The organism is Prochlorococcus sp. MIT 1011 (assembly GCF_047305235.1).
Taxonomy (GTDB): Bacteria; Cyanobacteriota; Cyanobacteriia; order PCC-6307; family Cyanobiaceae; genus Prochlorococcus_B.
The window spans coordinates 620,327-644,110 of the sequence record NZ_CP138983.1 but is presented as its reverse complement, the minus strand read 5'-3'; the positions used below and the strand labels follow the sequence as shown (position 1 = coordinate 644,110).

24 protein-coding genes are annotated in these 23,784 nt (G+C 35.0%); 17 read left to right on the top strand and 7 right to left on the bottom strand.

Annotation, left to right across the window (positions count from 1 at the left end):
* Positions 1-13: 13 nt before the first annotated feature.
* From SIB75_RS03530 to SIB75_RS03520, 3 genes are all read right to left on the bottom strand, one after another.
* Positions 14-391 (bottom strand): hypothetical protein, encoded by a 378-nt coding sequence (locus tag SIB75_RS03530; RefSeq protein WP_413684118.1) that lies wholly within the window; start codon positions 389-391, stop codon positions 14-16.
* A gap of 67 nt (positions 392-458) precedes the next feature.
* Positions 459-698, bottom strand: coding sequence for a hypothetical protein (locus SIB75_RS03525; protein WP_413684117.1), 240 nt, complete (start codon positions 696-698; stop codon positions 459-461).
* Positions 699-817: 119 nt separating this feature from the next.
* Positions 818-2,437 (bottom strand): 2-isopropylmalate synthase, encoded by a 1,620-nt coding sequence (locus SIB75_RS03520; protein ID WP_413684116.1) that lies wholly within the window; start codon positions 2,435-2,437, stop codon positions 818-820.
* Between the two features lie 337 nt (positions 2,438-2,774).
* Between SIB75_RS03520 and SIB75_RS03515 the strand changes: the two genes are divergently transcribed.
* On the top strand, positions 2,775-4,340 hold the full coding sequence (locus SIB75_RS03515; RefSeq protein ID WP_413684114.1) for a glycoside hydrolase family 57 protein: 1,566 nt from the start codon (positions 2,775-2,777) through the stop codon (positions 4,338-4,340).
* Here SIB75_RS03515 and crtL read toward each other — a convergent pair.
* Positions 4,337-5,566, bottom strand: a complete 1,230-nt coding sequence (gene crtL, locus SIB75_RS03510; RefSeq protein ID WP_413684781.1) for a lycopene beta cyclase — start codon at positions 5,564-5,566, stop codon at positions 4,337-4,339. The genes SIB75_RS03515 and crtL overlap by 4 nt on opposite strands.
* A gap of 5 nt (positions 5,567-5,571) precedes the next feature.
* Positions 5,572-8,193: a DNA gyrase subunit A gene (gene gyrA, locus SIB75_RS03505; RefSeq protein WP_413684113.1), complete on the bottom strand. Its 2,622-nt coding sequence runs from the start codon at positions 8,191-8,193 to the stop codon at positions 5,572-5,574.
* 254 nt (positions 8,194-8,447) lie between these two features.
* Here gyrA and SIB75_RS03500 point away from each other — a divergent pair, with 254 nt between their 5' ends.
* The 4 genes from SIB75_RS03500 (at position 8,448) to rsmD (ending at position 11,476) form a co-directional block, all read left to right on the top strand.
* Positions 8,448-9,611: a GuaB3 family IMP dehydrogenase-related protein gene (locus SIB75_RS03500; protein ID WP_413684111.1), complete on the top strand. Its 1,164-nt coding sequence runs from the start codon at positions 8,448-8,450 to the stop codon at positions 9,609-9,611.
* 216 nt (positions 9,612-9,827) lie between these two features.
* Complete coding sequence (trxA, locus tag SIB75_RS03495) at positions 9,828-10,151, top strand: thioredoxin (RefSeq protein WP_038653576.1); 324 nt, start codon at positions 9,828-9,830, stop codon at positions 10,149-10,151.
* A gap of 58 nt (positions 10,152-10,209) precedes the next feature.
* Entirely contained in the window at positions 10,210-10,839 is a 630-nt protein-coding gene (hisH, locus tag SIB75_RS03490) for an imidazole glycerol phosphate synthase subunit HisH (protein WP_413684110.1), read from the top strand.
* A 1-nt stretch (position 10,840) separates the two neighbouring features.
* Positions 10,841-11,476 carry a 16S rRNA (guanine(966)-N(2))-methyltransferase RsmD gene (rsmD, locus tag SIB75_RS03485; RefSeq protein WP_413684108.1) on the top strand — a complete coding sequence of 212 codons (636 nt, stop codon included), beginning with the start codon at positions 10,841-10,843 and terminating at the stop codon, positions 11,474-11,476.
* Here the strand turns inward: rsmD and petG are convergent.
* Positions 11,424-11,543 (bottom strand): cytochrome b6-f complex subunit V, encoded by a 120-nt coding sequence (gene petG / locus SIB75_RS03480; RefSeq protein WP_011294783.1) that lies wholly within the window; start codon positions 11,541-11,543, stop codon positions 11,424-11,426. The genes rsmD and petG overlap by 53 nt on opposite strands.
* A 56-nt stretch (positions 11,544-11,599) precedes the next feature.
* Between petG and SIB75_RS03475 the strand changes: the two genes are divergently transcribed.
* The 11 genes from SIB75_RS03475 (at position 11,600) to SIB75_RS03425 (ending at position 20,948) form a co-directional block, all read left to right on the top strand.
* Positions 11,600-11,992 (top strand): c-type cytochrome, encoded by a 393-nt coding sequence (locus SIB75_RS03475; protein ID WP_413684107.1) that lies wholly within the window; start codon positions 11,600-11,602, stop codon positions 11,990-11,992.
* Positions 11,992-12,729: an RNA methyltransferase gene (locus SIB75_RS03470; protein ID WP_413684105.1), complete on the top strand. Its 738-nt coding sequence runs from the start codon at positions 11,992-11,994 to the stop codon at positions 12,727-12,729. The genes SIB75_RS03475 and SIB75_RS03470 overlap by 1 nt, the downstream gene beginning before the upstream one ends.
* 53 nt (positions 12,730-12,782) lie before the next feature.
* Positions 12,783-13,856: a serine hydrolase gene (locus SIB75_RS03465; RefSeq protein ID WP_413684104.1), complete on the top strand. Its 1,074-nt coding sequence runs from the start codon at positions 12,783-12,785 to the stop codon at positions 13,854-13,856.
* A gap of 111 nt (positions 13,857-13,967) precedes the next feature.
* Complete coding sequence (gene bchI, locus SIB75_RS03460) at positions 13,968-15,056, top strand: magnesium chelatase ATPase subunit I (RefSeq protein WP_413684102.1); 1,089 nt, start codon at positions 13,968-13,970, stop codon at positions 15,054-15,056.
* The gene (gene ruvC, locus SIB75_RS03455) at positions 15,057-15,521 is read left to right on the top strand and encodes a crossover junction endodeoxyribonuclease RuvC (RefSeq protein WP_413684101.1); all 465 of its coding nucleotides are present in this window, start codon (positions 15,057-15,059) and stop codon (positions 15,519-15,521) included.
* A gap of 29 nt (positions 15,522-15,550) precedes the next feature.
* Positions 15,551-16,147, top strand: coding sequence for a 5-formyltetrahydrofolate cyclo-ligase (locus tag SIB75_RS03450; protein ID WP_413684100.1), 597 nt, complete (start codon positions 15,551-15,553; stop codon positions 16,145-16,147).
* A 41-nt stretch (positions 16,148-16,188) separates the two neighbouring features.
* Positions 16,189-16,641: a SufE family protein gene (locus SIB75_RS03445; protein ID WP_413391181.1), complete on the top strand. Its 453-nt coding sequence runs from the start codon at positions 16,189-16,191 to the stop codon at positions 16,639-16,641.
* Positions 16,642-16,676: 35 nt separating this feature from the next.
* Positions 16,677-17,993, top strand: coding sequence for a homoserine dehydrogenase (locus tag SIB75_RS03440; RefSeq protein ID WP_413684098.1), 1,317 nt, complete (start codon positions 16,677-16,679; stop codon positions 17,991-17,993).
* Positions 17,994-18,085: 92 nt separating this feature from the next.
* Positions 18,086-18,304 (top strand): hypothetical protein, encoded by a 219-nt coding sequence (locus SIB75_RS03435; protein WP_413684097.1) that lies wholly within the window; start codon positions 18,086-18,088, stop codon positions 18,302-18,304.
* Positions 18,305-18,345: 41 nt separating this feature from the next.
* Positions 18,346-19,923: an ABC transporter substrate-binding protein gene (locus SIB75_RS03430; protein WP_413684096.1), complete on the top strand. Its 1,578-nt coding sequence runs from the start codon at positions 18,346-18,348 to the stop codon at positions 19,921-19,923.
* Between the two features lie 2 nt (positions 19,924-19,925).
* Positions 19,926-20,948: an ABC transporter permease gene (locus SIB75_RS03425; RefSeq protein ID WP_413684094.1), complete on the top strand. Its 1,023-nt coding sequence runs from the start codon at positions 19,926-19,928 to the stop codon at positions 20,946-20,948.
* On the opposite strand, the gene SIB75_RS03420 is transcribed toward SIB75_RS03425, so the two are convergent.
* The gene (locus SIB75_RS03420; RefSeq protein WP_413684092.1) at positions 20,942-22,537 is read right to left on the bottom strand and encodes an alpha/beta hydrolase; all 1,596 of its coding nucleotides are present in this window, start codon (positions 22,535-22,537) and stop codon (positions 20,942-20,944) included. The genes SIB75_RS03425 and SIB75_RS03420 overlap by 7 nt on opposite strands.
* On the opposite strand from SIB75_RS03420, the gene SIB75_RS03415 reads away from it, so the two are divergent.
* A complete protein-coding gene (locus SIB75_RS03415; RefSeq protein WP_413684090.1) occupies positions 22,522-23,760 on the top strand; it encodes an MFS transporter in 1,239 nt (412 codons plus the stop codon). The two genes, SIB75_RS03420 and SIB75_RS03415, sit on opposite strands and share 16 nt — an antisense overlap.
* Positions 23,761-23,784: the final 24 nt, after the last annotated feature.

The following is a 23,784-nucleotide window of genomic DNA, read 5'->3' as shown; positions in this document are numbered from 1 at the left end:
AAAACAGTCTTAGCTAAAGTCTAATTCGTCTATGGCCTCTTCTACACCAGTAGAGCAGGGCTAATAAATTCAGAAAAGCAATTAGCAATGATAGACCGCTAATACCAAAAAAATCATTCACTTTAATTAACCTGATGATCCCATAAGGCAAAGTCCCTGAAAGCGTCATAGATAAAGCTACGATTGACAAAATAACTCCCCAACTTCTTTGAGCGAATAAACCACCTGAGGCCACAATCCCAGTTATTGCAGATGGCCAAGCAAGACTAATAGCAATAGTTATATTTGCAGTTTGCAGCGGAGGGCCTGATACAACTACATAGGCAATAAAAGGAATTGCAAGTGTATTTGAGATCAAGCCAAACCAAGTAAGTATCCAGTAGCCGCGCATTCCTGAACCCATTTTTAAAAAATTATTCTCTTAAATAAAAACATAGTATTAATGATAATAATCAATTTCAAACGAGAGCAGTTTGCAAACAATTAGATGGATAACAAACAGTTCTCCAAGTTCCATTTCCTGCAAGTACTTGTACACCTATACCTTTATCTTTAATTGTGCATCTCAAACCTTGACCGTTGCACCACAGCTTTGCCGCGCCAAGCGCTGCTTCTATACTTTCATATGGAGAATCTAAGACATGATGAGGAGATCCATCAAGTCCAATAAGTCGATAAAGATTTCTTTTTAAAGCCATTTATGTGCGCCTTTTAAATTGTCACAATACATATTAAACTTTCAAAAAGGCCTATGGGCTATTTTCCTAGAAAAATTTACTCAACTCTATTTCAATTCGAGAATATACTCTAAAAAATATCAAACCCCTTTTTTATCTACTTGAGCCAAATCATGTTGAGGATGAATGGATTTCCTTCCCTCGGCAGCTACTAATCTATTAAGAGCATTTATGTATGCTTGTGCCGCTGCAACAACAACATCAGTATCAGCAGAATGGCCGGAGAATAAGCTCCCATCTCTTCTGATTCTAATCGTAACTTCTCCTAAAGCATCTATTCCCTCCGTAACAGACTTTACAGAGAATTCAATTAATTCATTAGGTTCATCAATTAGAGAATCTAAAGCTCGCACTACTGCATCAACAGGACCTGTGCCTAAAGATACAGCAGTCTTCTCTTCTCCATCTTCTCCAACGACAGTTACTGTTGCAGTGGGCATGAGGGATGTTCCACAACTTACTTGGACCAATTTCAACTGGAATAAAGCTTCTGGAAGTTGAACCTGTTCACTGACGATGGCCTCCAGATCACGATCTGTTATTTCTCTTTTCCTATCAGCTAAGTCTTTAAATCTAGCAAAAGCCTCATTAAGGTCTTCTCTGTTTAAATCATATCCAAGGTCTTCTAATCTAGCTCGAACTGCACTCCTACCACTCAATTTACCTAAAGAAATCTTATTGTCAGACAAGCCAACTGTTTTTGCATCGATGATTTCATAGGTAAGCCTATTTTTTAATACTCCATCTTGATGTATTCCAGATTCATGCGCAAAAGCGTTGGCACCAACAATTGCTTTATTTGGTTGAACGACCATACCAGTTAAATTTGAAACCAAGCGAGAGGACTTAGTTATCTCCTCTGTTCTGACTGCTGTTAAAGGGGTTGGAGATTCAGGAGGCCTACCAAAAAACGGATTAAAATATGATCTTCTTACATGAAGGGCCATAATCAATTCTTCTAAAGCAGCATTACCTGCTCTCTCTCCAATTCCATTAATAGTGCATTCAAGCTGTCTCGCTCCATTCTTTACAGCTTCAAGGAAGTTTGCCACTGCAAGCCCTAAGTCATTGTGACCATGAACTGAGAGAACTGCTTCATTTATATTTGGAACATTTTTATTGATGTTTAATATTAAATCTCCAAATTCAGAAGGGGTTGTATACCCAACTGTATCTGGAATATTTATAGTGTTCGCCCCTGAAGATATAGCCAATTCAATAACTTTATATAAGAAATCTAAATCACTTCTTGCTGCATCTTCACAAGAGAATTCAACATCATCAACAAAACCTTTAGCATAGCTAACCATATCTGGGACAATATCAAGAACTTCTTTTCTAGATTTCCTTAATTTATATTCAAGATGTATATCACTTGTTGCGATAAAGGTATGAATCCTTTTTCTTGGAGCTGGAGAAATCGCATCAGCACAAGCCTTGATGTCAGGCTTTGAGGCTCTTGATAGACCGCAAATAATAGGTCCTTCTTCTCCTCCTACTTGCTCAGCTATTTTCTGTACTGCAGCAAAATCGCCAGGGCTAGCAAAAGGGAATCCTGCCTCAATAACATCTACGCCTAATCTTGCTAATTGTTGAGCTATAGCCAACTTTTCTTCTAAATTAAGACTCGCGCCAGGGGATTGTTCTCCATCCCTTAATGTGGTATCAAAAATTAAAACTCGGCCTGGATCTTTGGCCATAGCATTAAATATATAAAAATAATTAGACCTTATTAAGATCTATATGAATTAAACTAATTGTAGTATATATCTAACAAATTTTTACACAAAATATTAAGTTTCTAACTATTTAATTGATCTTTTTATATTTTTTATTTCTAAAACAGTAAAAATCTAAGATTTAATCTCAAATTAAATGGGAAATTTCTAAGTAATAAATCAAAATTAATTAATTTTAACTATCTTATTTAAGAATCTAATTTAACTAGATTTAAAGCTGAACTTAAAGTTTATCTTTTCTAGTACGAATAAAGAGTATAAGTATCGATGGATCTATTCCAAAAATCTAGGAGTTTTAATGCCTAAAGGCAATCTCGCCATAGTCCTGCATGCCCATTTACCTTACGTGAGATCAGAAGAGCCTGGCTCCTTAGAGGAGGATTGGTTCTTTCAAGCTCTAGTGGAATGTTACTTACCACTTTTAGAAACTCTAGAAAAAGCTTCAAAAGCAAAAGATCAAACACCTAAGATCACAATAGGGTTATCGCCTACGTTGCTTTCGCTCTTAGAAGATGAAGTATTAAAAAATCGCTTTAAAGAATGGGTAGCCATTAGGTTAGAAGTCTTAGATACGTTAGAAACACAATGCATAGCAGCGTTAATACATCTAAAAGATCATTTAAAACGTCAATTAAAAAGCTGGAAGAGCTGTGAAGGTGATCTAATAGGAAGATTTAAAAAATTACAAGCCTCAGAAGTAATTGATATTCTCACCTGTGCAGCCACTCATGGATATCTTCCACTCTTAAGAGAAAACCCTGAAGCAGTTATAGCTCAATTAAAAACAGCTGTAAGGGAGCATCAGCGCCTTTTTGTGAACGCTCCAATGGGTATTTGGTTACCTGAATGTGCTTATTACGAAGGTTTAGATGAATTAATGGCTGAAGCTGGCCTTAGATATGCAGTTCTTGATGGGCATGGTTTATTGAATGCAGAGCCTAGACCAAGATATGGTCTATATGCTCCTATTTGCACTAAAAGAGGAGTGGCTTTCTTTGGGAGAGATAGTGAATCAACTCTTCCCGTTTGGTCAGCAAGGGATGGTTATCCAGGTAATCCAAACTACAGAGAATTCCACAGAGACTTGGGTTGGGATTTATCAATAGAGAACCTAAAAAAAATAGGGTTACAAGAGAAAAGGCCCTTAGGTATTAAATTATTTAAGATTTCTTCTAAAAATACATCTTTAGCTGACAAAGAAAAATATGACCCAAAAGCTGCAAAAGAAAGCGTTGAAAAAGACGCCGAAAATTATTTAAAGGCCAGAAAGAAACAATTAATAAAGCTTGAAAACTCAATGCAAATAGAGCCATTACTAATTGCTCCTTTTGATGCAGAACTGTTTGGTCATTGGTGGTTTGAAGGCCCAATATTTCTTTCTAATATATTTATCAAATCAAAAAATCAAGGTATTAAATTAATAACTCTAAAAGAGGCACTACAAGTAACATCAAAAATACAATTATGTAATCCTTCTCCTTCTAGTTGGGGACAAGGTGGATTTCATAATTATTGGTTAGACAAGTCAAATGCATGGATTGTGCATGAATGGAGTAAAGCCGGGAGAGAAATGGTAAGTATTTGTTCAAAAGGTTTAATAGATGAATCAAATATCAAGATAATCAGTCAGGCTGGAAGAGAACTTTTATTATGTCAATCCTCTGATTGGAGTTTTATTCTTAAGGCAGGAACTACTACTGAGCTTGCAAGAGAAAGAATAAATTTGCATCTAAAAAGATTTTGGATGTTAATTAATACAATTAAAGATAATAAAATTATCAATCAGAAAACTTTAAAAAGGATAGAAAGAGAGGATTGTATATTTCCTTTAATTTCTCCAATAGATTGGAAAAAGAAAACCTAACTTTTCTTTTTTACTAAAAAATTAATCATTCCTAATCGAACTTTGAATGGGGCAATAGAAAATAATTTGAGCATAACAATAAATAGTCTTGGCAAAGGAAGAGTATTAGTTAAATATCCATACCAATCGTTTTTGGGTAGTTTAAAAAAAGTATCAAAAAAGGATCTTAATAGGGATTCGTCAAAACTCATTAATCGTTGAAGTCCAAATTGATAAAGACGATGTCTTTGAACTAATTCAGTATTCCATAGTTTTTTCCATCCTCTTCTAGCTATCTGAGATGTAGGCATAAGAGGATCATTTTTAATTGTTTTTGCTATTTCCTTTGCTAATGAGGGTGCTCTTCTTAAAAGTGATCCAACAAGATATCCAGACGCAGGATGAACCATGCTAGCCGAACCTCCAAAGGCCAAAAGAGGTTGATCTCTATAAGGTAATGGCAAATTCATAGGGAAAAGACAATGTTCTTCATGCGTTATTTCTTCAATTTGAATTCCTTTACTTGATAGTCGTGAAATTAATCTTGATTTTAAAATTTCAAATGAAACTGGAGGTGCACATGCCAAGGAAGTTTCCTCAACAAAATAACTTCCATCTCCCAAATCCATTGCGTAAAGGAAAGAAGGAGGCTCACTTAATTGACTTAAACTTAAATGGTCTGGTCTAAAATCCATTAATACAAAACGATTCTTCTCTACTGGAGCAGAACTAAATCTTCCAACCACACCATATGCCGCTTGCTTAGCAATATCATCATGGTCAGGTCTTCTTATAAAAGGACTTTTATGACCGCTTGCATCAATTACTAACCTGGCAAAATATTTGTTTCCAGAAGTGCATATCACAGTTGTTTCTTTTTCACCAAACTCTATTTTCTTTACTGTCTCAACTTGCCAAGTAAGTCCATTACATCTTTCTAGAAGAGCTTCTTGAAAATTAATTGAATTAAAAAGGCCATAATCAAGATAGTGATTTGTACAAATATTACCTTTTTCATTCAATCCATCTCCAAAGAAACTAACAGTATCTTTCCATCTATATTTGAGTAATTCCTGCAAATTTAAAGACTCAAGTTCAGCGGCCCAAATTCCATAAGTATTTGGCCAAGGTTCTAGAGGAGACTTAGAAGCTATCGCCTGAACTTTAAGTCCTTGTTGAACCAACTCAGCAGTGATGCAAAGAGCAGCTGGTCCTGCTCCCATAACCAATACATCAGCAGAATCAATCAATTTCAATTTTCAGACATTGGATCAGTATTTATTTGTTCATCAGTTGTGGATGATTCTTTTCCTTCTTCATCATTAATTTGTTCTGGAGGAACCAAAACGACCTCCGACAACTTGTCACCATTATCAAGTTTCTGAATCCTTACCCCAGTTGCAGCTCTTGATTGTTGAGAAATTTTATCTGCACTAGTTCTAACAATTACTCCCCTTTCACTAACTAATAATAATTCTTCCCCTTTACCTAGAACTCTTAGGCCTACAAGCTCATCACCGTCTTTTCTGAATTTTATCGCTCTTAGTCCCATTCCTGCCCTTTTTTGCAAGCGAAATTGAGTCACAGGGACTCTTTTTCCTAGTCCACTTCCAGAGGCAACAAGTACCCAAGGGCCTTCTGATACTGATGATTCATCCTCAAGCTCATCTTGTACATCACTTTTATCAACATGGTCAGCCAACTCAGTAGATAAAACATCCATACTTACAAGAGAATCTCCAGACTTAAGATTCATTGACCTAACCCCTCTTGCTGATCTGCCTAATGGCCGTAATTCAGAATCATTCAATCTAAAATGAATTGTCATTCCATTTTTGGAACCAATCAGAACACTGTCGCCAGATTCAGCTAATCGAACCCAAGTCAAAGCATCGCCATCCTCTAAACCTATTGCAATTAATCCATTTGCTCTAATCTTGCTAAAAGATGAAAGAGGTGTTCTTTTTATAAAGCCCCCCCTCGTAAGCATTAATAAATAGTTTTCATCATCAAAAGAACTCACTGAAAGTAATGAAGTAATAGCTTCTTCCCTTGGAATTGGAAGCAATTGAACAATAGGAGTACCTTTTGCATTTCTACTACATTGAGGAACTCTGTAAGCCGGAAGTGCATAAGCAACTCCTCTATCACTAAAAAGGAGAAGACTATCGTGATCATTACAACTAATAAATTTTTTCACTTCTTCCTCGCCTTGGCTTCTGGTTCCTGCTTTACCTCTAGTACCTCGACTCGTTGCTTCAAATTCATTAACAGGCATTCTCTTTAAGTAACCTGTCTCGGTCAACAAAACTACTGATCTCTCATTCGCAATTAAATCAATATCCTCAAGGCCTCCTCCTAGATCAAGAATTTCTGTTCTTCTGGGAGAATTATATTTTTCTTTAATTTCATTTAATTCTATTTTTGTTATTTCAAAAACCCTTTCTTTCTTGTTTAAGATATCTTTTAAATCTATTATTTTTTCAACTAAATCCTCATGTTCTAATCTTATTTTATCTGCCTCTAAAGCTGTCAGTCTTCTTAGCTGCATCTGTAAAATAGCATCTGACTGAAGATCTGTTAATCCATGCAGTTCTTGTAATTTACTTTTAGCAGTAGCAGAATCAGAGGCTGATCTAATAAGATTAATTATTTCATCTAGCTGATCTAAAGCCAATAATAATCCTAATAGTATATGATCTCTACTTTCTGCTTTCTTTAAAAGATATTTAGTTCTTTTTTCAATTGTTTCTACTCTAAAATCTAAAAATACTTGCAACATCATTTTCAGTGACAATGTAACTGGCTCACCATTAACTAATGCCAGCATATTCGCACTAAAATTAGTCTGCAAAGGAGTGAGCTTAAATAAATTATTTAAAACAACTTGAGGATATGAATCTCTTCTTAATTCAACAACAATTCTCATTCCATCTCTATCACTTTCATCCCTTATATCTGCGATGCCTTCAAGTTTTTTATCGTTGACCATATCAGCGATACGTTCTATTAATGCTGCTTTATTTGTTTGATAAGGAAGTTCAGTGATTATCACTGCATCCCTATCTGGTCTCCCTGGATTTTCAATGGTTTCTATTTCAGCAACTCCACGCATTGTTATTGAACCTCTACCAGAAAGATATGTTTCCTTAATTCCAGTTCTGCCAAGTATCTGTCCACCAGTGGGGAAATCTGGACCTTTGATTATATTCATCAACTCTATTTCTTCTAACTGGGGATTAGAAATTAAGGCCATCAATCCATCAATCAATTCGACCAAATTATGGGGAGGTATGTTGGTTGCCATACCTACAGCTATTCCAGACGAGCCATTTAATAACAATTGAGGAATTCTTGCCGGCAATACTGTTGGTTCTTGAACAGATCCATCAAAATTATCCGCGAAATCAACTGTTTCAGATTCAATATCTTCAAGCAAGCTATCAGTAGTTAAAGATTGCAATCTGGATTCGGTATATCTCATTGCAGCAGGAGGATCATTATCAACAGATCCAAAATTTCCATGCCCATCAATTAGGGGCATCTGCATTGAAAAATCTTGCGCCATCCTTACCAAAGCGTCATAAACAGCTGTATCACCATGGGGATGGAATTTACCCAAAACTTCTCCAACCACACGTGCACATTTCCTGTATGGCCTATCACTTGTTAGTCCAAGCTCATACATGGCATATAGGATCCTTCGATGAACTGGCTTAAGTCCATCTCTCGAATCAGGCAAAGCTCTCCCAACAATCACACTCATCGCGTATTCCAAATAGGAGCGCGACATTTCGTTTCTTAAATCAGTCTGGATGATCCGATCATCGGATTCCCCGGGACCAGCACTATTAGGTCCCAATGGATCAGCCATATATAAAGGTTTTACCAATTATAAGAACATCTGTGAATTAATAAACCTTTTAAAGTGAATAACCATAAATCTGAAAGTAAATCACCTTTAACCAAATCAACCATTACAAAAAAAATGAACTATATCGACTCAAACCATTCCAAATTCATCTTCTTAATTAGCAAGAAAATGCAAAATCTTGATTATCTATTCCCAACATTTGCTCAATTTGGCACTTCAGTTGGTAGTTTGACGAGAACTTATAAAATTTAGGTGTGAATATTCAACTAGGACGCACCAAAACTGTTCGAAGAGCCTACGGAATCGATGAGATTGCATTAGTTCCAGGAGGAAGAACGGTTGACCCTGAAATCACAAAAACCAACTGGGAAATCGGTGGAATTGAAAGAGATATTCCCATAATCGCTAGTGCGATGGATGGAGTTGTGGACGTAAACATGGCAGTCGCCCTGTCAAAGTTAGGGGCCCTAGGTGTTTTAAATCTAGAAGGAGTCCAAACTAGATATAAAAATCCAGAAGAAGTCCTAACTAAAATTCAATCCATTGGTAAAGAGGAATTTGTTCCTCTAATGCAAGAAATTTACAAGCAACCGATAAAAGAAGAATTAATTTTAAAAAGAATACAAGAAATAAAAAAAAGTGGTGGAATTGCAGCCGTAAGCGGAACCCCATTGGCTGCAATTAAATATAAAGACTTAGTCAAAGAATCAGAAGCAGACTTGTTTTTTTTACAGGCAACTGTTGTTTCTACAGAACACCTGGGCAAAGAAGGAAGCCAGAATCTTGACCTTTTTGATCTTTGCAAAAACATTGGAATGCCCGTTGCCGTAGGCAATTGTGTTACTTATGAAGTTTCTTTAAAACTAATGAGAGCAGGAGCAGCAGCAGTAATGGTAGGTATCGGACCTGGAGCAGCATGCACCTCAAGAGGTGTCTTAGGTGTTGGCATCCCTCAAGCAACCGCTATCTCTGATTGCGCTTCTGCAAGAGATGCTTTTCAAAAAGAAAGCGGAAAGTATGTTCCAATTATTGCTGATGGTGGAATTATCACTGGTGGGGATATTTGCAAATGCTTAGCTTGTGGTGCTGACTCAGTTATGATTGGATCCCCAATTGCAAGATCTCAGGAAGCTCCTGGGAAAGGTTTTCATTGGGGAATGGCAACTCCAAGTCCTGTCCTACCTAGAGGGACAAGGATCAAAGTTGGGACTACAGGAAGTTTAAAAAGTATTATATGTGGCCCTGCAATTCTTGATGATGGAACCCACAATTTACTAGGAGCCATCAAAACCTCTATGGGAACTCTAGGTGCTACGGATATCAAAGAAATGCAAAAAGTTGAGGTAGTTGTTGCACCTTCTCTGTTAACAGAAGGAAAAGTTTACCAAAAAGCACAACAACTTGGAATGGGAAAATAAAGATACCGAAAGATTTCAGAATTAAATACAATCGCTAGAATTAATAAGTGAGGGCCTTAGCTCTCACGCTCCTCACACACACAAATGCTCGACATTTTCGGGCTTTTCTTATTCAAATCACTCAAATAAATATTCAAACTTCGTTTAAAAATGGCAGCAAAGCTTTTTATAGGCAAAATACAATTGTTATGATCTAGTTCGTAAGACTCCTAAGGTATGTCCACAGCTTCTGCAGTAACTGATTCCTCTTTCGAACAAGAAGTCCTCCAGAGCGATGTGCCTGTTTTGGTTGATTTTTGGGCACCATGGTGCGGACCATGCAGGATGGTTGCACCAATTGTTGAAGAAATCTCAAAAGATTTCGAAGGCAAAATAAAAGTTTTCAAATTAAACACCGATGAGAACCCCAATGTCGCTAGTCAATATGGGATAAGAAGCATACCAACTTTAATGATCTTTAAAGGAGGGCAGAAAGTTGATACTGTTGTTGGTGCAGTTCCTAAAGCAACCCTCTCTGGAACAATATCCAAACATCTTTAATCTCTAATTAAAGATTTTATCTTTCAAAGACCTATCAAATGATTTCAAGGTAAATCTATTGGCAAAAATTGGATTAATAGATTATGGAATGGGTAATCTTTTTTCCGTTCAACAAGCTTTTAAAAGGGTGAATCAACCGTTAGATATTATTCGCGATATCAAATCGCTTAGTTATTGTGATGCTCTAATTCTTCCTGGAGTAGGTGCTTTTGATCCTGCTATGGATAATTTAAGAAAAACTGATTTAATTCCTTCAATAACTAACTGGGTAAATAACGGTAAGCCACTTTTTGGGATTTGCTTAGGTCTTCAACTTTTATTTGAAACTAGTGATGAGGGAAATTCAAAAGGTTTAGGAGTTATAAAAGGGCATATTCGTAAATTACCCCAAGAAAAAAATGAGAGGATACCTCATATTGGCTGGTCTCCAATATATAAAACAAACGAATGTCCTATTTTAGAAAACTATCCTGATTCTAATTGGATGTATTTCGTCCATTCTTATTCAGCGTGTCCTTTCGAACAAAAAAACATCGTAGCTAAGACAAAATTTGGAAAAACCAACGTTTCATCAATTGTGTGGCATAAAAATACTGGTGCATGTCAATTTCATCCAGAAAAATCAGGGATCGCAGGACAAAAACTCATTGTTAATTGGCTTAAATGGTTAAAAAGATCGACATTTTAGTTTGAAAGGTAAACTGAAACTTATTTCGGGGAAAAGGATAGAAAGTCCTTTAAGCCCAAAGACAAGGCCTACTTCCTCTAAAGTAAGAGAGGCAATCATTAATATTATTGGGAACAAACTCGAAGAAGCAAGTTGGCTAGATCTATGTAGCGGAAGTGGAGCAATGGCATGTGAGGCTCTTCAAAAAGGTGTAAAAAGGATTCTTGCAATTGAGAAACAGAGGGAAACAGCAAAAACATGCAAGAGAAACCTTATTGAGGTATCAAATACGATGGCTCATTCAATACATGTTGAAGTCATCTGCAATGAATTGATCTCATTTCTTAAAAAAGGGCCCAAAAACAAAACAATTGGATTCACCAAAGATTCTCTAAGTCCTGATACAAAGTTTGATTTTGTTTTTCTTGATCCTCCCTACGAGTCTGGGTTATATGAACTTTCTCAAGAACTTTTATTGTCTAAACAATGGATTAAAAAATCAACTATTTTGATATGCGAATGCTCGTCAAAATCAATGCCAAGAATACATAATGGTTGGAAATTAAATAAAGAGAAATTTTATGGAAACACCTCTCTTCTTTTTCTTATTCCCAATCAGGCATTGAACTGCTTCGACGATACTGGTTCCATGCACTAACAAAAAGACCTAATAAAGTTATGGGAACAAGTCCTAGAACAATCCCACATAGGAGAGGCTCAATCATTGGCTCGCATTTCTCATGATTAATATCAACAATTCTTTCATGTTAAAGAGGTTTTAGTGAATACTCCTTCATCAAAAGCATCAATTAATAAGGACCAAAAGATTAGCTCTTGGCGAATATTCTTATTATCTACTGCCACTTTTGCCTTCATTATCCTTCTTTGGGCTATTGGAAGCTTTAAACAAGATCCTTTCATAACTGAAACTTTATCTATTCAAGGTGAAGCTTTATCTGGAAGCAAATTATTCAAAATCAATTGTGTGGGTTGCCATGGAATTTCCGCTCAAGGGTTTGTAGGGCCCGACCTCCACGAAGTGACCCAAGAAATGAGTGATAAAAAAATTGTTAATCAAGTTATTCGGGGATTGACTCCACCAATGCCAAGTTTTGAAATTGACCCTGAATCAATGGCTGACCTATTGGCATATATGCACTCTCTCAACAAATAGTGGTTAATAAAAAGACTCTAGTAGTAGTACTTGTTGAGCCATCAGGGCCCATCAATGTTGGGAGCGTTGCAAGACTATGTGAAAACTTTAGTGTTCAGGAATTAAGAATAGTTTCTCCTAGATGCGATTATTTAGACCAAGAAGCAAAGAAAATGGCTGTCAGAGGATTGAAAATATTAGAAAAAGCTATTGTACATAAAGATATAAATTCAGCACTTTCAGACTGCTCTAGAGTTATTGCTACTTCTGGAAGAAAAGAGCATGGAGATATTCCGCTTAATTCAAATAAAGAAGCACTTTGCTGGGCTCTTGAATCAGAAAGAGAAGAAAAAATAGCTCTAGTTTTTGGACGGGAAGATCGAGGTTTATCTAACGAAGAGCTTCTAAAAGCAAATAAAGTAATTAGTCTTAATACAAGTGAAAATTATCCATCATTAAATCTTTCGCATGCAGTAGCGATTGTTCTTCATCAATTCAATCAATTTAATGAGATTGGTTTATTAAAAACCAATAATAAAATAAGCTATCCTGCTAATTTAATTAAATTAGATGATTGTATTAATGATGCAGGTAGTCTTTTGCTTGATATTGGTTTCTTAATGAAACATACTTATGAAGCTAAAATGGCGAAAATCAAAAAATTGCTAATAAGAGGTGAGATAAAAGATGATGAAGTTGCACTAATTAGAGGAATAATTAGCCAAGCAAGATGGAAAATTAAAAATAAAAATGATTAATTAAGATAACAGGCTACAATAAACAGGAAAGATCTATATTCATTAATTTCAAAGTGAAAAGTCATCTCAAATTAATAACAAATATATTATTAACTAGCATAGGTTTATCTGTTTTAATTGGGACCTTCCTAAGAATTTCTGGTCCTATTAATCAAAGCAATAAAATAAATAAAGTAATTAGAGAAGTAGGGAAATCAAAAAGATCCTTTGAGAGAGAATTACTAAGTCGAAAGTCAAATTTATCATTATTTTATAATGATAAATTACAAAGATTTGAAAGGCTAGAAGAATTAATTAAAAAATGGGAAAATCTTATAGTTAAACATCCAGATCTAAATGTTAGTGCTTTTTTCCTATCATTAGATAATGAAGTCTATGCAGAAATAAAATCTGAAATCAAGCTATCTGCAGCAAGCAGTATTAAGGTCCCTATTCTAATCGTTCTACTTAGAATGCTAGAGGAAGAAGAAATATTTTGGAATGAGAAGTTGATACTTACAGAAGATTTAATTGGTAGCGGTTCAGGCTGGATGGCCTATCAAGAGATTGGCGAGGGATTCCATGTTTTTGAAGTGGCTTCGGAAATGATTAGAGTTAGTGATAATACAGCAACTAATTTACTAATAAAAAGAATAGGCGGAATCAACATTGTCAATCAAAAATTCAAAGAAATTGGATTAAAAAATACAGAAATAAATAACTATCTACCTGATCTAGATGGAACAAATCTTACATCAACTAAGGATCTTTCTTTAGCAATAGCTCTTGTAGATAAAGGTTATCTTCTTAATGTTAGATCAAGAGATATTTTTAGAGAAATAATGCAAAAATCAAAAACCAACACATTAATACCCTCTGGAATTTTAAGAGGTCTTGGTAAAAAATCTCAAGACATTGACTACCATCTTTCATTAAAAGGTTATTTAGTTCACAATAAAACTGGTGACATTGGAATCTCTTATTCAGATACCGCTCTAATTCAAACTCCTCATAATTCCAAGTCATTTGCCAGTTTTATAGTTAAAGGTCCATTTAACGATCCAAGATCTCCTGAGTTGATAAGAAATTTATCAGCAGAATTAGTCCCGTTTTTAGTGCCAGATCAAAAATCAAGTAATCAAAATTAAAGTTTTTACTGGTTTAAATAAACTTTTGCTTTTCATTATCATTTTTTTTTTGAACTTTATCAATCTAAAGTGGCCTGCTTATGAAACAATCTTGATAATGGTACTAAGAAAGTGAGTTCAACTAGAAAACGCAGAGTTTTTCCATTCACCTCAGTGATTGGACAGGAGGAAATGAAGCTAGCGCTTCTTTTAAATGTTATCGACCCGAGAATTGGCGGAGTAATGATAATGGGCGATAGAGGCACTGGGAAGTCAACTACCATAAGAGCACTTGCAGATCTTTTGCCAGCCATCGAAGTCGTTGAAGGAGATCCCTATAACAGCTCTCTTGATGATCCTGACCTGCAAAGCAATGACGTTAGAGAGAGAATAGACAGTGGTAGTGACATCCAAAAAGGGGAGAAACAAGTACCGATGATTGATCTACCATTAGGTGCTACTGAGGACAGACTTTGTGGAACTATTGATATCGAAAAGGCTCTTAGTGAAGGTGTTAGAGCTTTTGAACCAGGACTCCTAGCGAAAGCAAATAGGGGATTGCTATATGTTGACGAAGTTAACTTGCTAGATGATCATCTTGTTGATGTTCTTCTTGACTCTGCTGCGTCTGGCTGGAATACAGTCGAACGCGAAGGTATATCTGTTCGACATCCTGCAAGGTTTGTACTTATTGGTTCAGGTAACCCTGAGGAAGGAGAATTAAGGCCGCAGTTACTTGATCGATTTGGCATGAGCGTAGAAGTAAGAACCGTAAGAGAAGCAAAACTTCGCGTTCAAGTTGTTGATCAACGCACAGCGTTTGATGAGAATCCTGACTCCTTTAGCGATTCGGTTCAGGGGAAACAAGACACGCTTCAACAAAAAGTGGTTAATGCCCAAAACTTACTTAAAGAGGTTTCTATCGATGAAGAACTCAGACTTAGTATTTCTGCTGTTTGCGGTGAACTTGATGTTGATGGCCTTAGAGGAGATATTGTTACCAATCGGGCAGCCAGAGCTCTCGCAGCATTTGAAGGAAGAAAAGAGGTGACTGAAGAAGATATTGCTCGGGTTATCTCAACAGCTTTAAGGCATAGACTTCGAAAAGATCCTCTTGAAACAGTTGATTCTGGAGATAGAGTAATAAAAGCTTTTTGCAAAGTATTTGAGAGAAATGAAAGTTATGATGTATCTGAATTTGAGCTAGCTACAAAAAATTAAGTGCGCATAATTGGAATAGATCCAGGATTAGCAAGAGTTGGTTATGGAATTATTGATGAAATAGAAGGAAAGAAAATAATGCTTGATTGTGGAATTATAGAAACAAAATCAAAACAAAAAGAAGAAAATAGACTCGTAGAAATTTCAAATGATTTAAGCTCAATAATAAACAAGTGGCATCCAAGTTCTGCAGCGGTAGAAAAGTTTTTTTTCTACCGCTCAAGCACGACAATTAGTGTTGTCCAAGCTCGCGGAGTTATAATGATGACTTTAGGAAAGCACAATCTTCCAATTCAAGAATTTCCACCAATGCAAATAAAACTTGCTGTTACTGGATATGGTCATTCGGATAAAGATGAAGTTTTGAGTTCTGTGATGAATGAACTTAATATCACTTCCCCGCCAAAACCGGATGATGCTGCAGATGCACTAGCAATTGCTCTGACTGGAATCTATCTTAAATAGTTCAACTCAAATTCAGAAAATACTAATTTATGAAAAATAAGTATGATGATATTAAATTAAATAAAGAAATTAAAAGAAAAGAATATAATCTAATACGTAATTCGAACTCATCATTAATACATGAGAAAATAAAGTTCAATGTTAAATCAGCATTAGAAATACTTCTACCTAAATATCATCTTAAAGAGAAATATATAGGCATTTACTGGCCTCTAAAAGGTGAAGTAGATATAAGATTTATCAAAGACAATAGAAACGAAAAAGTTGCTTTGCCTTCGAGTTCTAAAACTAAAGCTATAAGTTATTATCATTGGTCAAATAATCAATTAGGGCTAGATTCAAACAGAATCCCAGCACCAAAGAGAGAAAAAGCTATCAATCCTAATGATATTTCTATCCTGCTTGTTCCTGCAATAGCAATTGATCAAGAAGGCTACAGATTAGGTTATGGGGGAGGGTACTTTGATCGTCTTAGACAAAAAGATTTGTGGTTTTCAATACCATCATTTGTGGTGATCAGTAATAATTGCATATCTAAAACAACTCTTCCTAGAGATAAGTGGGACGTCCCATTTAATGGTTGGATTAGCGAAAAAGGTCTGCATCAAATTGAAGCAACTAAATAATTAGTTAGGGTTTAATATAAATAGATTCTTGATCTGAAGAGGTGACTGAAATCAAAGAAAAATCTTACGGGAGTGATTCATTAGATAATCTCATAGAGCGTCTACAATCAACTTCAGATCCCAAAAGGCGCTATGAATATATATTATGGCTAGCTAAAAGCTTGCCATTACTAAATGAAGATCTTCACCTAGAGACTACTAAAGTAAAAGGATGCATTTCAGAAGTATATGTTCTAGGAATTCTTTTGAATGGAAAAATTCAATGGAAAGGATATTCAGACGCACTCATAACAAAAGGGTTACTTGCTTTTCTAATAAAAGGTTTGAATGATTTAACACCTTTTGAAGTACTCTCAATAGATGAAAAATTCATTGAGATGACAGGACTAAGCAAAAGCTTGACTCCATCAAGGGCAAATGGTTTTCTCAACATATTCCTAAAAATGAGATCCCAAGCTAAAAATCTCTCATTACCTAGCTCAAATAATGAATAAATAGTATTTAAACAAAATTATCGCCTTATAAAAACATGAAAAAAGTTGGTATCGGTTTACTTGGCCTAGGCACTGTTGGGAAAGGTGTCGCAAATATCATTAACAACCCAAATGATAGACATCCATTAGTTGGAGAACTTGAACTTGTTGGTGTTGCTGTAAGAAATCTCCAAAAGAAAAGAGATATAATCATACCTGATTCAATACTCACGACAAATCCAATAGAGATAGTAACCAATCCCAATATTCAAATAATTGTTGAAGTAATGGGTGGTATAGAGCCAGCAAAATCACTAATCATCCAAGCTATAAGAGCAGGTAAATCTGTTGTAACTGCAAATAAAGCAGTAATTGCAAGACATGGTGAAGAAATTTCAAATGAAGCAAAAGCCGCTGGGGTTTATGTACTCATCGAAGCAGCAGTAGGAGGAGGAATCCCAATAATTGAGCCTGTAAAGCAATCTTTAGGTGGAAATCAGATAACGAAAGTAAGCGGAATAATAAATGGAACAACTAATTACATTCTTTCTAGAATGGATAAAGAAGGAGTTGATTATGCTGATGTTTTAAAAGATGCCCAAGAGCTTGGATATGCAGAAAGTGATCCTGCCGCTGATGTAGAGGGATCAGATGCTGCTGACAAAATTGCAATTCTTAGTGGCCTTGCATTTGGTGGTTCAATTAACAGATCTAACATTCCAACTACTGGAATAAACCACCTAGAGGCCGTAGATGTTAATTATGCTAGAAAATTGGGTTATGGAATTAAACTTCTGGCTATTTCCGAGAAGGACAAATCTCCATCAAAGACCGAAGGTAGTCAACCCCTATCAATTTGGGTTGAGCCCACATTGGTTCCAGAAGATAATCCATTGGCAGGAGTAAATGGAGTGAACAATGCAATTCTTGTGGAAGGAAATCCTATCGGACAAGTAATGTTTTTTGGACCAGGTGCAGGATCAGGTCCAACAGCCTCAGCTGTCGTTGCAGACATACTTAACATCGCAGGTATTCAGTCTATGAGTGAAGACAATATCTTTAACTTAGATCCACTTCTATCAGCAATGAGTTGGAGAAATTGTCACGTAGCAGAAAAGAAACAAATTACGAAAAAGAATTACATTCGGCTAATTGCCAATGATAGTCCTGGAGTGATTGGAGAGATAGGTACAATTTTCGGGAAAAAGAAAATATCAATTGAATCAATTGTGCAATTTGATGTAACTGACGAGGAGGCCGAGATAGTAGTTATTACTCACAAAATTCAACAAGGTCAGCTTGAAGAGGCTCTTTTAGAAATAAAAAATTTATCACAAGTTAAAAGGATTGCAGCAACGATGGGTTGCCTTTAGCTAACGAAAACTAGTCAAATCAAAATTAAGTTGCTAAGTATATAAATATAATAAAAGAAATTTTAGTTTAAGTTTCTTTTCGAAACTAAACCATGACATCATCCAAAAACGTAATTGAAAAATCCAAAAAAGAAGTAGCGAAAAATATTAATCAAGGAGATTGTGTTTACCTAAAGAATCAAGAAGAGCTTTTTCAAGTATTAGGAATAGATAATGCTTATAAAAAATGCTGGGTTCGTCAATGGCCACTTAATCCAAACGGATCTCCAGTTTTCGAGATCTCTATCAAACAAGTATCTCCAAATCACTAAAAAGTGATCTCATTAAAAATCATTTTAGAATCATATATTAAATGTTAAAACAGAATTATATTAATAATATTATAAAAATATCCAGTATTTTCTTATTCCTTCTACAGTTTTCATGCGTTCAACATAAGAAAAGAGAAAATATTATTGTAGCAAGTGCTGGTAAAATAGAATCTCTTGATCCTGCTCAAGCAAATACTCTTAGGACACTACAAATATTAAGTGCTCTTGGTGATACTTTATACAAACTAAATAAGGAAGGGAATCTTTCCCCAAACCTAGCAAGTGGTTTACCAATAGCTAGTAAGGATGGATTGATCATAGACATACCGCTTAAAGAAAATATTTCTTTTCACGATGGAAGTATTTTTAATGCAAACGCAATGAAGTTTAGCCTTGATCGCTTTATGAAAATAGGTACTTTAAATTACCTATTAAATGACAAAATAGAAGCTATTGAAGTCAAAGATGAATTTCTCTTAAGAATAAAACTGAAGAAGCCCTCGAGTTCTTTAAAAAGTTTATTAACATCAGTCAATTTAACACCTATTTCTCCTGATTCTTATTCAAACTACAAAGATAAATTCAATAATAAAAGTTTTATAGGAACGGGCCCTTACTTACTAGAAAACTTTAGCTCAAATCAACAAATAATCAAACCTTTCAAAAACTATTGGGGCAAAAAGCCTCTAAATAAAGGAATTGACTTTATAAACTATAGTAATCCTAGTACTCTTTTTGGAGCTATTAAAGCAAAAGAAGTTGACGTATTAATATCAAATTCGATAGATGATATGCAGCGTTTAACATTAAACAATATGGTTAGAAAAAAAAAGCTTAACTCAGGTGAAGGTGAACCAATAGAGATAGGATATATTACCTTTAAGAGTAACAAATTTCCTTTAGGAAGCAAAACAATTAGGGAGGCTCTTTCCTATACGCTTGATAGAGAACTAATTAGTCAGCAAGTAAGTTTTGGAACCAGAAAACCCCTTAGGTCAATAGTCCCTCCTCAATTGCATAAAAAAGAACTTTTTCCGTGGCCTAAATATGATCCTAATTTTGCAAGATCTTTATTAAAAAAAGAAGGTTATTGTGAAGCAGATATTCTTACTATTCCATTAACATTTAGATCTAATGTACCTGCTGATAAATTACTTGCCCTTACATGGAAAGATCAAATTAAAAGAGATTTATCTGATTGTATAAAAATAACTTTAAATGGAATTGAATCAACCACGGTTTACAAACAACTTTCCGAAGAGGCTTTTGAAGCAGTGATACTAGATTGGACTGGAGCATATCCAGATCCAGAAGCATACTTAAATCCTTTATTAAGTTGTAGTGAAATAAAGAATAATACTTGCCTTAAGGGCGAGGCTGTTTTTAGTGGTAGTTTCTGGGGTAATAATGAAGTACAAGAATTATTAGATAAAAGTGAGGAATTAGAGGGGGAAATTAGATTAAAGAATTTAATAAAAGTGGAGCAACTTGCAGCAAAAGGAAGTGCCTACCTTCCAGTTTGGCTAGTTAATCCTAAAGCTTGGTCTTTAAGAGATATAAGTCAACCGGAATTCTCAAGAGATGGATTAATTATTCTAAAAAACTTAAAAAGAGACTGATTTTGGCAACTAAAAAAGAACTTTTCAAATATACCCTTTCGAGATTAGCTCTATTGCCAGTTATGCTTTGGATCATTTCAAGCTTAGTATTTATATTACTGAGAATCGCACCAGGCGACCCTGTAGATGCAATTCTTGGTACTCGTGCTAATGAATTTGCAAGAGAGAGTTTACGAATGAAACTTGGATTAGATAAACCTTTGATTAATCAATACCTTGAATATATAAATCACTTATTGCATGGAGATCTAGGAATCTCGTTAAACACGCAAGAACCTGTAAAAGTAATTATTTCTAGAGCTCTTCCAGCAAGTATGGAATTAGCAATATTTGCAATATTAATAGCATCATTAGTGGGTTATTTAATTGGTTTTTTAGGTGCAGTTAAACCAGAGGGGAAAATAGATTTTTTGGGAAGGCTTTTTGGTATTGGCACCTATGCTCTTCCTCCTTTTTGGGCAGCGATGCTAATTCAAATAATTTTTGCCGTATTACTAGGTTGGCTACCCATTGGTGGAAGATTACCTCCTGGTCTGACTCCTCCACCTCCCTTTACTGGGTTTTTACTTTTAGATAGTCTTCTAAATAATAAATTTGAAATATTTTTTAGTTCTTTTAAACATTTGATATTACCTTCACTCACTCTAGGGATATTATTAAGCGGAATATTCAGTCGTTCTTTAAGACTAAACTTGGAGAAGGTTTTAAAAAAAGATTATATTGAAGCGGCTAAAAGTCGTGGCATAAATGAAACTAGATTAATAGTTAGGCATGCTTTACCAAATACATTACTACCCATATTGACAATTACTGGATTAACAATTTCTTCTTTAATTGGTGGGGCCCTTCTAATTGAAATAACATTCTCCTGGCCTGGTATTGCACTTGGACTCCAAGAGGCTATTAATCAAAGGGACTATGCAGTTGTGCAAGGGATAGTTGTCGTAATATCAAGTCTTGTTGTAATTATTAGTGTTATAGTAGATATTGCTATTGCATATATTGACCCGAGAGTCAGCTATTGAATATTGATAAGTTTTTCAATTATAGTTCTGTCTAAAATGTGGAATTTCAGCTCATCTTTAGTTAAATTAGTATATGAAGAAATTGATTTTTTCTCTTCTAATTTTTCTAAAAAGTTTATTATCTCGAAAGACAATAAACTCTGTACAGAAAGTGGGTGATAACCAACAATTGATTCTCCTAGATTAAATAAATCCTTACCTTCTGACTGATACATCTGCCCCTCTACTCTAATAGGTGAAAAATGACTAGCCCCCTCGATCAAAAGGACTCTGCTCAATGGGCTAGAACTCAAAGAAAGCAATAATCCGAGTTGTTCACTAATAGATGGTGTGACCAAATCAAAAGTTCCTCCAGTAAGAAAAAGAGGAATATTTATTTGATTAACTAAATCCTTTTGCCACAAAAAACTCCCAAAACTGTTCATACCAATGATAGATGAAAGATTTTCCATATTTTTTCTATCTGGCAAAGTAATATCAACTAACTGACATTGCAAAAGTGAAGATAAATTAGTAAGAGAAAGATTATCAAGTACCTTCTGGCACCTATTCTCAAGCTGATCATCTACTTTCACTCCTGAAGCCAAAATAGCAGTGAGCGCTCCTAAGGAATGACCCATCAATACAACTTTCTCAACTGAAATATCAATCCTGCCCAATTCTTTTGCCTCAAGAACACTATCGATATCATTCAATCGATCAGGGATAACTTCAGCACCAGGAAGAGGAAGTCTACCTTTGAGCAAATTTTCTAATGCTAACGAGTCACTACCTGGATGATCAATGACAACAACAGGCCAACCATTATGACTAAGACTTCTTGCCAGCCAATTAAAATGATTACGATCGCCTCCTAATCCTGGCATTAGCAAAATCCAATTTTCTCTTTTTTCCTCTCTAAAGGAAGGATTCCATACCTCTAAAATTAAAGGCTCACTTCGATGAGGAACAATTAAGGAAATCAATTTATATTCAGTTTCTTTAATCTCAAAAGGTAAAAAATTGCTTTCCTCTCTCGTGACTGCTATTTCATTAATTGTCCCCAAATCAGATATAAGTTTTTGTTGTTTATTTAATTCACTTCTCCAATTTTTAGCAACTTCAATCCATCCATCCAAATCAATATTTATTGCTTTAACAGAAAGTGAATTTAAAAGATCAAAAGTTGTCACCTCCTCCTTTTTATTTAAAAGGTTTTCCAAAGTATCTAGAACACTTTCACCAGAGCTGTCTTCATCCATAAGGATTAGATCACTTACTTCATCAAGTAATTTGCGACCAGACCAACTTCGTAAAATTTGTCTTGCCATACTTTTATCTCTTACCAAAGGTGTATTTAAAAAATTTGCCAACCCTTTCCTTTCTTTAAAGCCAAGTAAATTGAGCCAACTGGCCAATTCTGAATTTGTTTCCTCTGAACCTTGACTCCAATCAACCAATTCTTTGATAGAAATTGGAATAGACATTCCATCAAAATGAATTTCAAATCTCTCTGCTGCTTTAACGTTTGGATAAATACAATAAGGAGCTAGTAAGCTTCCAACTGTTCCAAGAACAACTAATTTTTTAATGAATGAATTTGTTCTCAACTTCTAGTGTTAGCAATTATTGGGAAAGATTCCCAGTATCCTTAAGATTAATCATAAAGGCTCGTTTATGGACAGCGATAGGAGCAGGCGGGGTATTGTATTTAAGTCCAATAATTTTTAATACTTTAGGCTTTACTGCTGAACAAATTGGAAGTGGGATCACTATTGCTGCATTTGCTGGAATAACGTCAAGATTTGGAACAGGATATTTACTCGACAAAAAATTTAGCTATGCAAAAGCAATTAAAGCTGCATGTTTAGTAGCAATAGTATCTGATTTTATTCTTTTTTATTCGCAGAATTATATTACTTATCTTTGTGGTCAGTTTTTTTTAGGGGCAGCCGCGGGAATTTATTGGCCTTCAGCAGAATTAGCAGTCCCATTGAATTGCAATAATGAAATCAACTCAAGTGAAGGTTATTCGCTTGCAAGAAGTGCTGATGCAATTGGTGTTACTTTTGGGGTTTTTGCAGGCACCCTTGGAACATACTTTGAACTAGCAAGAGCAATATATCTTATAGACATTATTTGCATGTTATACATATTTAGTATCCTAATTAATAAGCTGAAGTTACATAAGAATCTTAATCAGTTGTGTACAAAAGATGAAATAGAAACAAAATACAAAAGTATAGATATGAGATCAAATACAAAATGGATAATAAATTTAGCTCCTTTATTATTAATAGCTCTATTTGTAACAGGAGTAATGAGTTTATTACAAAGCATTCTACCACTAGATTTGGCAAATGGAGGGATAATAAGGCCACCATTAACAGAGCAAAAAGTTGCCAGCTTAGTAACATTTAAGCTTGTTTTAATTGCAATTTTTCAATGGCCAATTGGTTATATGTTAAGGAATAAAAGTTCATCTTTTAAATTTAGATTATGCTTAATATTACTTTTTATAAGTTTTATTTTATTATCTCTTTCTAACTTATTATTTTATGGATATTTAGTAATACTTTTAGCTTTCATACCTCTAACAATTTCTCTATGCATATTTCTACCATCTGCCTCAGATGCAATTATAAAGTCTTCTACAAGGAGATATCGTGGAAGAACAATAGCTTTATATTCTCAATGTTTTGGAATTAGTTCTTTAACAGTTCCATGGATGGCTGGCAAATTAATTGATAATTACGATACAGCTTTTCAATTATGGTTAGTTTTCAGTCTTATTTGTATGATTTTAGTACCTATTTCTAAGAATATTAAATAAAACCATCTAGTCCTTTTAAATTCA